The 14,470-nt window shown below is 49.8% G+C and carries 12 protein-coding genes; 6 read left to right on the forward strand and 6 right to left on the reverse strand.

Translation table 11 applies throughout. The features are described 5' to 3' along the window. Positions 1-24: 24 nt before the first annotated feature. The 4 genes from LGV68_RS10445 to metK all read right to left on the reverse strand — a co-directional run bounded on the left by LGV68_RS10445 (position 25) and on the right by metK (position 3,640). Positions 25-726 carry an endonuclease I family protein gene (locus LGV68_RS10445; RefSeq protein WP_165880102.1) on the reverse strand — a complete coding sequence of 234 codons (702 nt, stop codon included), beginning with the start codon at positions 724-726 and terminating at the stop codon, positions 25-27. 118 nt (positions 727-844) lie between these two features. Next, on the reverse strand, positions 845-1,345 hold the full coding sequence (locus LGV68_RS10450; protein ID WP_055453047.1) for a SprT family zinc-dependent metalloprotease: 501 nt from the start codon (positions 1,343-1,345) through the stop codon (positions 845-847). Positions 1,346-1,421: 76 nt separating this feature from the next. Beyond that, complete coding sequence (locus LGV68_RS10455; RefSeq protein ID WP_047460058.1) at positions 1,422-2,219, reverse strand: DUF2189 domain-containing protein; 798 nt, start codon at positions 2,217-2,219, stop codon at positions 1,422-1,424. 266 nt (positions 2,220-2,485) lie between these two features. Continuing rightward, a complete protein-coding gene (gene metK, locus LGV68_RS10460; RefSeq protein ID WP_044366730.1) occupies positions 2,486-3,640 on the reverse strand; it encodes a methionine adenosyltransferase in 1,155 nt (384 codons plus the stop codon). A 323-nt stretch (positions 3,641-3,963) separates the two neighbouring features. Between metK and tkt the strand changes: the two genes are divergently transcribed. Next, positions 3,964-5,958 carry a transketolase gene (gene tkt, locus LGV68_RS10465; protein ID WP_252536698.1) on the forward strand — a complete coding sequence of 665 codons (1,995 nt, stop codon included), beginning with the start codon at positions 3,964-3,966 and terminating at the stop codon, positions 5,956-5,958. Between the two features lie 74 nt (positions 5,959-6,032). Here the strand turns inward: tkt and LGV68_RS10470 are convergent, their stop codons facing one another. Then, positions 6,033-6,929, reverse strand: coding sequence for a LysR family transcriptional regulator (locus LGV68_RS10470; RefSeq protein WP_024374726.1), 897 nt, complete (start codon positions 6,927-6,929; stop codon positions 6,033-6,035). A 144-nt stretch (positions 6,930-7,073) separates the two neighbouring features. Between LGV68_RS10470 and LGV68_RS10475 the strand changes: the two genes are divergently transcribed. The 5 genes from LGV68_RS10475 (at position 7,074) to mscS (ending at position 13,937) form a co-directional block, all read left to right on the forward strand. Further along, entirely contained in the window at positions 7,074-9,011 is a 1,938-nt protein-coding gene (locus LGV68_RS10475) for a ligand-gated channel protein (protein WP_165880111.1), read from the forward strand. Between the two features lie 191 nt (positions 9,012-9,202). Then, positions 9,203-10,228 (forward strand): erythrose-4-phosphate dehydrogenase, encoded by a 1,026-nt coding sequence (epd, locus tag LGV68_RS10480; protein ID WP_020332664.1) that lies wholly within the window; start codon positions 9,203-9,205, stop codon positions 10,226-10,228. A 151-nt stretch (positions 10,229-10,379) separates the two neighbouring features. Continuing rightward, positions 10,380-11,543 (forward strand): phosphoglycerate kinase, encoded by a 1,164-nt coding sequence (locus LGV68_RS10485; protein ID WP_020332663.1) that lies wholly within the window; start codon positions 10,380-10,382, stop codon positions 11,541-11,543. 154 nt (positions 11,544-11,697) lie between these two features. Then, positions 11,698-12,774, forward strand: coding sequence for a class II fructose-bisphosphate aldolase (fbaA, locus tag LGV68_RS10490; RefSeq protein ID WP_020332662.1), 1,077 nt, complete (start codon positions 11,698-11,700; stop codon positions 12,772-12,774). A 299-nt stretch (positions 12,775-13,073) separates the two neighbouring features. Continuing rightward, positions 13,074-13,937: a small-conductance mechanosensitive channel MscS gene (mscS, locus tag LGV68_RS10495; protein WP_165880113.1), complete on the forward strand. Its 864-nt coding sequence runs from the start codon at positions 13,074-13,076 to the stop codon at positions 13,935-13,937. 44 nt (positions 13,938-13,981) lie between these two features. On the opposite strand, the gene LGV68_RS10500 is transcribed toward mscS, so the two are convergent. Then, complete coding sequence (locus LGV68_RS10500; protein ID WP_047459434.1) at positions 13,982-14,467, reverse strand: YbaK/EbsC family protein; 486 nt, start codon at positions 14,465-14,467, stop codon at positions 13,982-13,984. Positions 14,468-14,470 lie beyond the last annotated feature (3 nt).

The following is a 14,470-nucleotide window of genomic DNA, read 5'->3' on the forward strand; positions in this document are numbered from 1 at the left end:
TGTCATGATTGCCCTTAGATTGGTTTAACTGCGGCACTGCTGGCGCACAAACGGGTTGTGGTTGCCCTGAATCTTGAAAATGCGCTGATCGCGTTCGCATTCCCATTTATCGACCGGATATTGACGATTCCACACCTGCATCAGTTGGGTCTGGGACTTGGACAAACGAAAACCATATTCCTCGCTCATGTAGAGGTAAGTGCGTGCAATCGCGCCGCGCGCCCGTTCCGGCGGCATCACTTTACGCTGCTGGAAATTGACCTGCATTTCGCATTGACCGTAAGTGGCGCCGTCCGTGCCGTTCCACTGGCTGAAATTGAGATTGGAACGATCGCCGTTCACTTCGCCGATGGCCGGCGTCAGGTTATGCAGGTCCGCTTCCATGCGCTTGAACTCCGTGTCGTTGCGGCTGCACTCTTTGCGCCCGCCCTTTTGCCAACACTGTAACTGGTGGCCGAACTGCCAGGCAGGAACTACATGTTCCCATTCAATCCGGCTGGCACGCGTTTTCTGCTTGCGGACTTGATAGCCGCAACCTTGCAGATCGGGCGTGCCTTTTTTACCTTGCCATTGAATATCACAGCCGCAATAAAAGGAGACCGGATGATCCTGATAAATTTTCACGGCCTCTTTTTTGGCCTGGGAAAACGAAGCGGGCGCGGACGCCCACGCAAAAGAGGCGGCCAATAACAGGCTGCCAGTGAGTAACAAGCGAAAACGAAACATAAGTAAAGACTGGTTTTAGTATGATTTTTATCAGTCTATCACTCAAAAATCTGAAATCTAGCATGGGGTTGCATTCATGCAGCAACATAAGTGCGGTGCGACAGATTAGGGAGTGCTCTCAGGACAGTTGGTTGCCTGTGAAGGTTAGCGTTTGGTGGCACTGCTGGCAGCGATATACGGCCTGATTACGCAGGACTTTGTTATGACGGCGAATCGACAGCGGGTAACGATTGCAGGCGCACAGATATTCAAAAGTTTTCCCTTGTACCGACTCCACGGAAAAGCGATGCGTGGTGTTGGCAGCAATGGCGAATACCTGCGTCATCACTTGCTGCCATTCGGCACCGTGAGGTCTGACTCGGCCATAGATGGCATAAGTGATCAAGTGGGCGATTTCGTGTGGAATCACTTCATCCAGAAAGGCCTGACGGTTTTCCGCAAACAGGACCGGGTTGAGACGAATTTCCCATAACTGCAGATAGGCTTTGCCTGCGACTTTGCCGCGTAAACGAAAGCTGAGTTTGGGCTGAGCAAAGGCACGGCCAAAGTGGCGGGATGCGATGTCGATACAGCGTTGAATTTGCGTTTGAGCGCGGTACTGCAGTTCAAAATCGACCAAGAAAAATCTCCAAAAAAAAGCCTCAACGTACTGTTGAGGCAATCATAACACTATTTGCAAAGTAAGGTTGGAGACCTTAGGAGTTGTGTTTTTTCTTAATAATAGCGTGGTAGGCATGCCAGGTGCTGTAACCCAGAATTGGCATAGTGAATAACATACCGATACCGTAGGTGGCAAAGCCAATCAGGAGGCCGCCGCAGATGATCCCTGCCCAGACGATCATGGCTGGAATGTTCGATTTCACGGCGTTAAAACTACTAAAGACCGCGGTCATGACATCCACGCGGCGTTCCATCATTAACGGAATGGAAAACGCAGAGATGCTGAAGATGACACAGGCGAACACAAAGCCCACCAGCGAACCGATAACCAAGAAGGGTAAGAAGTCGGTGATTGGTGCGCCCTGAACGGATGGATAGAGTGCGTGCAGCAGTGCGGCGATGCGCATCCAGAATATCATGGCGACCGCCAGCATGACGGCAAAAGCCCATTGTGAGCTGGAGTTACGCGTAATCGCTTTGATGGAGTGCAGCAGACCTGCGGAATGGCCTTTTTCCCGTTCCCAACTGGCGGCGTACAAACCGAGAGCCAAAAACGGACCAATCAGCATGTAGACCACAAGGCTTGGCAGGATCACCAGATGGGTTCCTTGCCATTGCACCAGCAGCACAATACCAATTGCGGCGGCCATAAAACATAAACCATAAAAAGCACTGATTAACGGCATGCGGATGAAATCATGGAGTCCAAGCGCAAGCCAGTGAAACGGAGTCGACACGCTGATCTTGTTGCATGGCAGCGTGTGGGCATACTCCGGAGGGCTGACTTCTTTTTGCTTCTGGTCGAAGTCAGATGGGTTAACCGTACGAGGCATACATCCTCCTTGATCGAGGTGGCAGAGACAGAATGATGCGATGCTCGCGGTATCAACCTGCTACGCAGCAACGCACTGTGATTACGTTGTGGGTTAATGAGCTTGGTTTTGAATTTATACTCATTAACACTTTATTAACTATTGCCGAGCGGCAATGAAAATACAAACTTACTGAATAAATTTTGTTCAGTAAGAGCGTTTGAGAAGATGAAAATAAAAAAAAAGCCCCTGTCTCGCGACAAGGGCTTTTTCAGGATTCGGTCGGCTTATTTCAGGCCAGCGAATTCACGCAGTTCAGCTGCTTTGTCAGTCGCTTCCCAAGGGAACTCTTCGCGACCGAAGTGACCGTATGCTGCTGTCTTCTTATAGATAGGTTGCAGCAGGTTCAGCATCTCTTGCAGACCGTAAGGACGCAGGTCGAAGAACTGACGTACGGCTTCGATAATGATGTCGTGAGACACTTTCTCAGTACCGAAAGTTTCTACCATGATAGACGTTGGATCTGCCACGCCGATCGCGTAAGACAGTTGGATTTCACAACGATCTGCCATGCCAGCTGCTACGATGTTTTTCGCTACGTAACGTGCTGCGTATGCGGCTGAACGGTCTACTTTTGATGGATCTTTACCAGAGAATGCTCCGCCACCGTGACGAGCTGCGCCGCCGTAGGTATCAACGATGATCTTACGACCAGTCAGACCACAGTCACCCATTGGACCACCGATAACGAAACGGCCGGTTGGGTTGATGAAGTATTTGGTTTCTTTGGTCAGCCACTCTGCTGGCAGAACAGGTTTGATGATTTCTTCCATCACCGCTTCGCGCAGATCTGGAGTAGAGATCGAATCACAGTGTTGAGTTGACAGAACAACCGCATCGATACCGACGATTTTGCCTTGCTCGTACTGGAAAGTTACCTGTGATTTTGCATCCGGGCGCAACCATGGCAGAGTGCCGTTTTTACGCACTTTCGCCTGACGCTCTACCAGACGGTGAGAGTAAGTGATTGGCGCTGGCATCAGCACTTCGGTTTCGTTACATGCGTAACCGAACATGATGCCCTGGTCGCCGGCACCTTGTTCTTTAGGATCGGTTTTATCAACACCTTGGTTGATGTCTGGAGACTGCTTACCGATGGTGTTCAGTACTGCACATGAGTTAGCGTCAAAGCCCATATCTGAGTGGACGTAACCAATTTCACGCACAGTTTCACGAGTCAGTTCTTCGATATCAACCCACGCTGATGTTGTGATCTCACCGCCGACCATTACCATGCCGGTTTTTACGTAAGTTTCACAAGCAACACGTGCTTTTGGATCTTGTTCCAAAATGGCATCTAGAACCGCATCAGAGATTTGGTCTGCGATTTTATCTGGATGACCTTCTGATACCGATTCAGAAGTAAACAAGTGCTTAGCCATGATAGCTCCAATTCTATAATCAAAAGAGTAGCGAAAAGGGTCCGCTACTCTGCAAAATCGTTCATTATGTAGGCGTTTCTACATCTAGACGTCTATTCTAGTTTTGAATGCTCAAATTACAAGCTCTTTTTTCTTCTATCTCATAGCCAAACGTTTGCCCAATTCAGGGGTTTTTCAGCCATTGTTCAGCGATATGTTGTAAAGCATTGCAAAAATAGAACAAATCGCCAGCAAAAGGTTTGCAGTGCCGAAAGGGCTTTGCGACAATATTGGCCACTCAATTTTCGGATACTTTTACTTCGCTTATCGCTTTAGGAGCTGACATGTCTTCTCGCAAACAACTGGCTAACGCAATCCGTGCACTGAGCATGGACGGTGTACAAAAAGCTAACTCTGGCCACCCGGGCGCACCAATGGGTATGGCTGACATCGCTGAAGTGCTTTGGCGCAGTCACTTGAACCACAACCCACAAAACCCGAACTGGGCAGACCGCGACCGTTTCGTACTGTCCAACGGCCACGGCTCAATGCTGATTTACTCTCTGCTGCACCTGAGCGGTTACGAGCTGTCGATTGACGATCTGAAAAACTTCCGTCAACTGCACTCAAAAACCCCAGGCCACCCTGAGTACGGTTACGCACCTGGCATCGAGACCACCACTGGTCCTCTGGGCCAAGGTGTCACCAACGCTGTGGGTATGGCGATTGCAGAAAAAGCACTGGCAGCACAATTCAACAAACCGGGCCACGATATTGTTGACCACTTCACGTACGTGTTCCTGGGCGACGGCTGTCTGATGGAAGGCATCTCGCACGAAGCGTGTTCACTGGCAGGCACTCTGGGCCTCGGCAAACTGATCGCTTTCTGGGATGACAACGGCATCTCGATCGATGGTCACGTGGAAGGCTGGTTCTCAGACGACACTCCAAAACGCTTTGAAGCTTACGGCTGGCATGTGATTCCAGCGGTTGATGGTCACGATTCAGATGCGATCAACGCAGCGATTGAAGCGGCAAAAGCCGATCCTCGTCCAACACTGATCTGCACCAAAACCATCATCGGTTTCGGCTCGCCAAACAAAGCTGGCTCACACGATTGTCACGGTGCTCCTCTGGGCGCTGACGAAATCAAAGCCGCGCGTGAATTCCTGGGTTGGGAATACGCACCATTTGAAATCCCGGCAGACATCTACGCTGAGTGGGATGCCAAAGAAGCAGGCGCAGCCAAAGAAGCCGCATGGGATGAGAAATTTGCCGCATACGCAGCCGCTTACCCAGCAGAAGCTGCAGAATACAAACGTCGTGTAGCGGGTGAACTGCCAGTCAACTGGGAAGAAGCCACCAGCGCTATCATCGCAGAACTGCAAGCGAACCCAGCGAACATTGCGTCACGTAAAGCATCGCAAAACGCGCTGGAAGCATTTGGTAAACTGCTGCCAGAATTCATGGGCGGCTCAGCGGACCTGGCACCTTCTAACCTGACCATGTGGTCTGGCTCGAAGTCTCTGGAAGCGAGCGATTTCTCAGGCAACTACATCCATTACGGTGTGCGTGAATTTGGTATGACGGCCATCATGAACGGTATCGCGCTGCACGGCGGTTTCGTGCCTTACGGCGCGACCTTCCTGATGTTCATGGAATACGCGCGTAACGCGATGCGCATGGCGGCTCTGATGAAGATTCAGAACATCCAGGTCTACACGCACGACTCGATTGGTCTGGGTGAAGATGGGCCAACTCACCAACCGGTTGAGCAAATGGCTTCTCTGCGCCTGACGCCAAACATGAACACATGGCGTCCATGTGACCAGGTAGAATCTGCGGTGGCTTGGAAACTGGCTATCGAGCGTAAAGACGCGCCAACCGCGCTGATCTTCTCGCGTCAGAATCTGGCTCAACAACCACGTGATGCAGAGCAACTGGCCAACATCGCTAAAGGCGGCTACATCCTGAAAGATTGTGCAGGCAAACCTGAGCTTATCCTGATTGCCACCGGCTCTGAAGTTGAGCTGGCTGTGGAAGCGGCAGCGCAACTGAGTGCTGAAGGCAAGCAAGTGCGCGTGGTGTCGATGCCATCTACCGATGCATTCGACAAACAAGACGCCGCATACCGTGAATCCGTACTGCCAGCAGACGTGACCGCTCGTATCGCTATCGAAGCGGGCATTGCAGACTTCTGGTACAAGTACGTTGGCTTTGGCGGTCGCATCATCGGCATGACCACCTTCGGTGAATCGGCACCAGCCGGCGAGCTGTTCAAACTGTTCGGCTTCACCACTGAAAACGTGGTGAACACAGCCAAAGAACTGCTGGCATAAGCACGCTTCTTAAGCTGAACGCCAAGTAAAAAGCCCCGCTCAATGAGCGGGGCTTTTTTATCGTTATAGCTTCACTATTTCCATTCGTTTGGACAGGCGGCGCGCAGGGCATCAATAAACAGCCGTAAACGCAACGGGTGACGGCCTATCGGATAGAAACAGTGAATGCTGGCTGGTTCGGAATACCATTCTTCCAAACAGGGTTCGAGGCTACCAGGATGGTTTTTCTCAAACCCCTTGGCAACCCAAGTCGGCAACAAGCCAATCCCACGCCCTTTGGCGATCGCATCGGCTTGCATCGCCAGATTGTCACTCTGCAAGCGGCTCTCTAAGGCTGGCAGGATATAACGGCCATGTTCGGTATGGTGCAGCGTTAAGGCTTCCTGACGAAAAGCAATGAAGTCGATCCAGGGATGATCGCTCAGCTCACTGGGGTGAACCGGACGCGGACGCTCACTCAGATATTGTGGCGACGCGTAGGCTGCATAGCGCCACAAGCCAAGTTGTTCTCGGCGGTAACCCGCTGGCGCAATATCGCCAATCCAGATAATCAGATCCGGATCGAGTGAACCATCTCCGTGTTGGAATTGACTGTGCAGCCGCACTTTCAGCTGCGGGTGCTCTTGCATAAAGCTGTCTAACACCCGACTCATCCAGCCGCGGGTCAGGTTGGGGTGCACGACCAGCGTCATCTCGCCGTTGACCTGAGTATTGAGCTCGTGCAGTGCTTCCTGACTGCGATTGGCCAGTTCAATCAACTGTTCTGAATAGGCCGCAAACACTTCACCGGCTTTGGTTAATGACAGGCGATTTCCTTGCCTGGCGACCAGTGCCTGACCAAGATCTTCTTCCAGTTGAGCCAGACGGCGGCTTAGGGTCGATTTGGGTTGCTCCAGCGATTTCGCTGCTGCGGTCAGGCTTTTATGTTGGCAGAGTGCATAAAACGCACGTACAGCGCTGAGATCCTGCATTGATGACACACCTCTGTGGAAAAATGCGACGTCTTGTTCCAAAACTGGTCCCAACTATTCCATTTGTGAACCTTTTCTACGTCAGTAATTTATGAATAATGCCTTCCTGAAATTAATAATTATTATCATTTAAAGGAGTGGTTCATGTCCAGACTGAATCCATCTAAAGTAGCGTTGGCGGTGACCTTAAGTTTGGTGGTTTCTGCCCAGGTTAATGCAGAGGAAAGTGTAAAAGCGGATGAAACCGTTGTGGTTACAGCGGCCGGTTATGAGCAGGTGGTGACTAATGCTCCGGCGAGTGTCACCGTGCTGACTCAGGAAGATCTGGCCTCACGCTATTACCGTGATGTCACCGATGCACTGACCAATGTGCCGGGCGTAGTGGTGACTGGCGGTGGCGATACCAAGGACATCAGTATTCGTGGCATGGGCTCAAAATACACGCTGATTCTGGTCGATGGTAAGCGCCTGTCTTCACGTCAAACCCGTCCGAACAGCGATGGTCCGGGTATTGAAGCGGCTTGGCTTCCGCCTCTGGAAGCGATTGAACGTATTGAAATTATCCGTGGCCCAATGTCGACGCTGTACGGCTCAGAAGCGATGGGTGGCGTGATCAACATTATCACCAAAAAAGCAGGTCAGAACTGGTCGGGTAAAGTGCAGCTCAGCACTGTGCTGCAGGAAAACCGCGATTCCGGCGACGAGCAGAATGTGAACTTCTTTGCGTCAGGTCCGCTGACCGACTCTCTTTCTCTGCAAGTGTATGGTCAGAATCAACACCGCGATGAAGACAACATCGAATACGGCTTTGAAGACAAAACGCTGCGCAGCATCGGCTCTAAACTGATTTATCAGTTGAGTGAGAATCAGGAGCTGGCGTTCAGCGCTGACATCACCCAGCAGAAGCGTGAAGGTACGCCGGGCAAATCGGTCACAACTGGTGATGACGAAAGTCTGGGTGAGTACAACCGTACCTCATTTGCTCTGAGCCACAAAGGTGACTGGGGCAGCATTGGCCGCTCTGACAGCTACATTCAGCGTGAGCAAAGCGACAACGAATCACGTGAAATGACGCTGACCAACACCATCGCAAAATCCGTGTTGGTCACCCCATTTGAAACCAATACTCTCAGCATCGGTATTCAGGGCGAAAAAGCCGAGTTGGAAGACCTGACCGGCAACACTGGCGGCAGCGTAACCGAACTTGATAATGCGCAAATGGCGCTGTTTATGGAAGACGAGTGGCGGGTGCTTGATTCGGTAGCTCTGACATTCGGCGGCCGTTACGATTACAATCAGGATTACGGTTCTCACTTTAGCCCGCGTGTATACTCGGTGTGGAACATCAACGATGTATGGACACTTAAAGGCGGTGTTTCTACCGGCTTCAAAGCGCCGGATCTGCGTCAGGCCAGTGATGACTGGGTTTCTGTCAGCCGCGGCGGCAATATTCACGGTAACTCGGATCTCGATCCAGAAACTTCAGTCAGTGAAGAGATCAACCTGATCTATAACGGCCAGCAAGGTCTGCAAGCGTCGCTTGGCTTGTTCAACAATGATTTCAAAAACAAGATTTCCAGTGTCAGCTGCCCGGACAGCATCTGCAGTGAAGGCAATAACCAGTGGGGCAGTGCGCCGCGCTATTACACCAACGTTGACAAAGCGGTGACCCGCGGGGTTGAAGCGTCTCTGGACTTGCCGCTCGGCGACAACTGGGATTGGACGAGCAGTTACACTTACACCTATTCCAAACAAAAAACCGGCGATTACGCGGGCATGCCGCTCGAACAGTTGCCAAAACACCTGTTCACGACTCAGTTGAACTGGCAAACCACTGAGCTGATGAGCAGTTGGGCGAAAGTGACTTACCATGGTAAAGAGTCTGATCCTGCGAGCACGCGAGATACGCTGACTGCACCGTCATACACGTTTGTGGATGCGGGGATTACCTATGCCTTGACCAGCAATACCAGCGTCAAAGCGGCGATCTACAACCTGTTTGATGAAGACGTGACGTACGAAGAGTACGGCTACGTTGAAGATGGCCGTCGTTACTGGGTAGGTCTGGACGTGGCGTTCTAATCTGCGCCGACGACACTGTTGCTGGCCTTATCGGCTGACTCGAAGCCCTTACCGTTTGGTGAGGGCTTTTTTATTGCGCCGATACGTTGGCACAAAGGTACGACGAGTGTGAAATAGTTGGGGATTTTACGTGAATCACAGGTCGTTTCTCGTTAACATCGGCAGGATAAACCATAAGGAAAAATGAACCCATGTTAAAAGTGGCGATCAACGGATTCGGACGCATTGGTCGGAATGTTCTTCGGGCCGTTTACGAGAGTGGCAAGAACCAACACATCAAAGTGGTGGCAGTGAATGAACTGGCCAAGCCAGAAGCGATGGCGCATCTGCTGCAGTACGATTCCAGCCATGGCCGATTTGGAAAAAAGATCACCCATGATCAGGAGCACATCTATGTGCATCACGACAATGGCGATTTTGATCGAATCCGCATTCTGCATTTGTCTGATATCCCGCTGCTGCCATGGCGTGACCTTGATGTCGACATCGTACTCGATTGTACGGGGGTATTCGGTTCGCAGGCTGATGGTTTGCAACATCTAGATGCTGGTGCGCGTAAAGTGCTGTTCTCCCATCCGGGGGCTGCCGATTTGGATAACACCATCATCTACGGCGTCAATCATGAAACGCTTACGGCCGATCACCATATTGTGTCGAACGGCTCCTGCACCACCAACTGTATCGTGCCGATCATTAAAGTGCTCGATGATGCGTTTGGTATTGATTCGGGAACCATCACCACCATTCATTCTTCCATGAATGACCAGCAGGTCATTGACGCTTACCACACCGATTTACGCCGCACGCGAGCGGCCAGTCAGTCGATCATCCCTGTAGACACAAAGTTGCATAAAGGGATTGAAAGAATCTTTCCGAAATTTTCTAACAAATTTGAAGCCATTTCCGTGCGTGTTCCAACGGTAAACGTCACTGCGATGGATTTAAGTGTCACGATTAATACAAATGTGAAAGTTAATGACGTAAATCAAACCATAGTGAACGCATCTCAGTGTACATTACGTGGCATTGTTGACTATACTGAAGCACCGCTCGTCTCCATCGATTTTAATCACGATCCGCACAGCGCGATTGTGGATGGAAGCCAGACTCGAGTGAGTAATGGGCAACTGGTAAAAATGCTCGTCTGGTGTGATAACGAGTGGGGATTTGCTAACCGCATGCTTGATACCGCGTTAGCAATGCAGGCAGCTAAGTAGTCGCCACCTGCTGGGGGAAAATATTTATTTTTTGCATTGAAATAAATATTCGAATCCCCATATCTAAAGCAGTTTAAGAATTGACAGGCTCGGCAGGATCGCCGAGTTGACGAAAACTTCTATTTTCTTTGAATATTTGAGAGGACAAACCATGTCTGTAATCAAGATGACTGACCTGGACCTGGCTGGTAAACGCGTATTTATCCGTGCAGACCTTAACGTGCCAGTAAAAGATGGCAAAGTGACTTCAGATGCTCGTATCATCGCATCACTGCCAACAATCAAGCACTGTCTGGAAGCGGGCGCTAAAGTAATGGTGACTTCTCACCTGGGTCGCCCAACTGAAGGTGAATACGCAGAAGAGTTCTCTCTACAGCCTGTTGTGAACTACCTGAACGACGCGCTGGATTGCGAAGTGAAACTGGCGAAAGACTACCTGGATGGTCTGGAACTGAACACTGGTGAACTGGTTGTTCTGGAAAACGTTCGCTTCAACAAAGGCGAAAAGAAAAACGAAGAAGAGCTTTCTAAGAAATACGCAGCGTTGTGTGACGTATTTGTAATGGATGCATTCGGTACCGCTCACCGTGCTCAAGCATCAACTCACGGCGTGGGTATGTTTGCTCCTATCGCATGTGCAGGCCCTCTGTTGGCGAACGAACTTGAAGCGCTGGGCAAAGCCATGGATAACCCAGCTCGCCCAATGGTCGCTATCGTGGGTGGTTCTAAAGTTTCAACCAAACTGACTGTGCTTGAGTCACTGTCTAAAATCGCTGACCAACTGGTTGTTGGTGGTGGTATCGCAAACACGTTCATCGCGGCTGCCGGCCACAACGTAGGTAAGTCTCTGTACGAAGCTGACCTGCTTGATACAGCGAAGAAACTGATGGAAGAGTGTGCCATTCCAGTAGCCACTGACGTTGCGTGTGCAAAAGCATTCGACGAAAACGCAGAAGCAGAAATCAAACACGTTTCTGAAGTTCAAGACGATGACATGATCTTCGACCTTGGCCCAGAATCAACGGCTGCTCTGGCTGAAATTCTGAAAGGCGCGAAAACTATCCTGTGGAACGGCCCGGTAGGCGTATTCGAGTTCAAGAACTTCGAAGCGGGTACTAAAGGTATCTCTGAAGCCATCGCCGCTTCTGATGGCTTCTCTGTTGCTGGTGGTGGTGACACTCTGGCTGCGATCGACAAGTTCGGTATCAAAGCTGACGTATCTTACATCTCTACTGGTGGCGGCGCGTTCCTTGAGTTTGTAGAAGGTAAAGTACTTCCAGCAGTAGAAATGCTAGAAGCACGCGCTAAAGCTTAATCAATGTGTCGAGGGCGGGAGAAATCTCCCGCTTTCTTGTTTGCTGCATGCGCCGGTTTCTTCTGCTAGAATGACGCCCGTTGTGAGCAAACGTTTGCAAGAATTTAAACTTACCGTTTTTATTTTTAAAACGACAGAAAATAGGATTACATCCATGTCTAAGATCTTCGATTTCGTAAAACCTGGTGTTATCTCTGGCGATGACGTACAAAAAGTATTTCAAGTAGCTAAAGAGAACAACTTCGCTCTACCAGCAGTAAACTGTGTGAACACAGATTCTGTTAACGCCGTACTAGAAGCGGCTGCGAAAGTTAAAGCTCCAGTTATCGTTCAGTTCTCTAACGGTGGCGCAGCTTTCTTCGCAGGTAAAGGCGTTAAACTGGAAGGTCAAGGTGCACAAATTCTTGGTGCAGTAGCGGGCGCGAAATACGTACACGCTGTTGCTGAAGCATACGGTGTGCCAGTGATTCTGCACACTGACCACGCGGCTAAGAAACTACTACCATGGATCGACGGTCTGCTGGACGCGGGTGAAGAGTTCTTCGCTCAGACTGGTAAGCCTCTGTTCTCTTCTCACATGCTAGACCTGTCTGAAGAGTCTCTAGAAGAGAACGTTGAAACATGTGCTAAGTACCTAGAGCGCATGGCTAAAATGAACATGACTATCGAGATCGAACTGGGTTGTACTGGTGGCGAAGAAGATGGCGTTGATAACTCAGATATGGATTCTTCTGAGCTGTACACTTCTCCTGAAGATGTTGCATACGCTTACGAGAAACTGAACGCAGTTAGCCACCGTTTCACTATCGCGGCTTCTTTCGGTAACGTACACGGCGTTTACAAGCCAGGCAACGTTGTTCTGACTCCAACTATCCTACGTGATTCTCAAGCGTACGTTTCTGAGAAGTTTGGCCTTCCAGTTAACTCTCTGAACTTCGTATTCCACGGTGGTTCTGGTTCTACTGAAGCAGAAATCAAAGAGTCTATCTCTTACGGTGTTATCAAAATGAACATCGATACTGATACTCAGTGGGCAACTTGGGATGGTATCCGTAAGTACGAAGCAGAAAACCACGATTACCTACAAGGTCAAATCGGTAACCCAACTGGTCAAGACGCTCCGAACAAGAAATACTACGATCCACGCGTATGGCTACGTGCTGGTCAAGCTTCTATGGTTGCTCGTCTTGAGAAAGCCTTTGCTGACCTGAACGCAGTAGACGTACTGTAAGTCGTCTTCTCATAATTAAGAAAACCCGCTCATTGAGCGGGTTTTTTCGTTTCTGGTTGTCATTAAATTTTAGTCAAGCACTGGCAGAGTAACTATTTATTGCTTAATCTGATACAGGCTTATCAAAATCGAGATAACCTTTTGTTTTGCCAGTCTTTGCAAAAAGCTGACTTTGCAAGCTACCAAGATTACGATAAATTGCCAAAAATCTGATGTCAGGACGTTGCGCGATAATGTGTTTGATGGTCAGTGGGTTACATAAAAATATTGAATAACGAAAATTCTAGAGGATATACACTATGGCTAGTGAATCGAACGGCGTTGAAATGCCGATTGTTGACAGTCTGAGTCACGTAAATACCTGGCTGTCAGACAATTCAGATTTGTTGATTCAATACGGTGTAAACATTATCTCCGCACTACTGATTCTTTTTATCGGTAACATTATAGTTAAAGCAGTGGCGGGCAGTGTCTCTAAAGTACTGAAGAAAAAAGACATGGATCCAGCGGTGGTCTCGTTTGTTCATGGTCTGGTTCGCTACTTACTGTTTGTGATTGTATTGATTGCGGCTCTGGGCCGTATTGGCGTACAAACAGCATCAGTTGTTGCGGTGATTGGTGCTGCCGGTCTGGCGATTGGTCTGGCACTGCAAGGTTCTCTGTCTAACTTTGCAGCTGGCGTTCTGATTGTTGCTTTCCGTCCGTTCAAATCTGGTGATTATGTTGAAGTGGCCGGTGTTGCCGGTTCAGTGGACTCTATTCAGATTTTCCAGACGATACTGAAAACACCAGACAACAAAATGGTTGTAGTGCCTAACTCAGGTGTGATTGGTGGTGCGATCACCAACTATTCACGCCATGAGACTCGCCGTGTGGACATGGTGATTGGTGTGTCGTACAAATCGGATCTGAAACTGACGAAGAAAGTGATTCGTGAGACGCTGGAAAAAGATCCACGCATTCTTAAAGATCCTGACATCACGATCGGTGTACTGGCGCTGGCGGATTCTTCCGTCAACTTTGTGGTGCGCCCATGGTGTAAAACTTCCGATTATTGGGGAGTGTACTTTGATGCTATGCAAGGCATCAAAGAAGCGCTGGATGCAAACGGCATCGAGATTCCATTCCCACAAATGGATGTGCATCTCAACAAGCTCGACTAAGCTTGAACAGATTACTAAAAACGGAGGCCTTGGCCTCCGTTTTTTTATGTCAGCATCAGAATGGGGTTGTGAAGCCTGGCAAGTAATTTATCGAGATCGATACCAGCAAACCCAAGTGTGAGGTGCGGATGTCCGGGTGTGTAGAGCAGCTCTGTTTTCTGAAATAGCGCTGGGTCGACAATCACCGGAATGTCTTTGGGCAAGACGAATGGGCCGACCGCGCCGGGCACACAGGTGGTGACAGCCGTCATCTCATCGTCCTCGCAAATCGACGGACGTTGGCCGATAAGGGCTTTGATGGCCTTGGCATTCAAACGGGCATCTTTTTCCGTAAACAGCAGCGCGTAACCGCCGCCTTTGAGTTTCAGAAACAGACTTTTGGTGTGAGTGCCTGTCCAACCGAGCTCTTGAGCTACTTTCTCATCGGTGGCGAAATCCAAAATCGGTTCATGCTGCCACTGTTGGAAGGGCACGCCCGCTTCATGCAACAAAGTAATATTGGCTTGATACAACTCTTCTAACGTTGACATCGT

This window comes from Vibrio sp. LQ2, from assembly GCF_023920125.1.
Taxonomy (GTDB): Bacteria; Pseudomonadota; Gammaproteobacteria; order Enterobacterales; family Vibrionaceae; genus Vibrio; species Vibrio fluvialis.

Excerpts from the sequence above, each read along its gene's own strand:
- LGV68_RS10445 (WP_165880102.1), bottom strand. The coding sequence starts at position 726 with ATGTTTCGTTTTCGCTTGTTACTCACTGGCAGCCTGTTATTGGCCGCC.
- LGV68_RS10455 (WP_047460058.1), bottom strand. The coding sequence starts at position 2,219 with ATGCCTCGTACGGTTAACCCATCTGACTTCGACCAGAAGCAAAAAGAA.
- metK (WP_044366730.1), bottom strand. The coding sequence starts at position 3,640 with ATGGCTAAGCACTTGTTTACTTCTGAATCGGTATCAGAAGGTCATCCA.
- tkt (WP_252536698.1), top strand. The coding sequence starts at position 3,964 with ATGTCTTCTCGCAAACAACTGGCTAACGCAATCCGTGCACTGAGCATG.
- LGV68_RS10470 (WP_024374726.1), bottom strand. The coding sequence starts at position 6,929 with ATGCAGGATCTCAGCGCTGTACGTGCGTTTTATGCACTCTGCCAACAT.
- LGV68_RS10475 (WP_165880111.1), top strand. The coding sequence starts at position 7,074 with ATGTCCAGACTGAATCCATCTAAAGTAGCGTTGGCGGTGACCTTAAGT.
- epd (WP_020332664.1), top strand. The coding sequence starts at position 9,203 with ATGTTAAAAGTGGCGATCAACGGATTCGGACGCATTGGTCGGAATGTT.
- LGV68_RS10485 (WP_020332663.1), top strand. The coding sequence starts at position 10,380 with ATGTCTGTAATCAAGATGACTGACCTGGACCTGGCTGGTAAACGCGTA.
- fbaA (WP_020332662.1), top strand. The coding sequence starts at position 11,698 with ATGTCTAAGATCTTCGATTTCGTAAAACCTGGTGTTATCTCTGGCGAT.
- mscS (WP_165880113.1), top strand. The coding sequence starts at position 13,074 with ATGGCTAGTGAATCGAACGGCGTTGAAATGCCGATTGTTGACAGTCTG.
- LGV68_RS10500 (WP_047459434.1), bottom strand. The coding sequence starts at position 14,467 with ATGTCAACGTTAGAAGAGTTGTATCAAGCCAATATTACTTTGTTGCAT.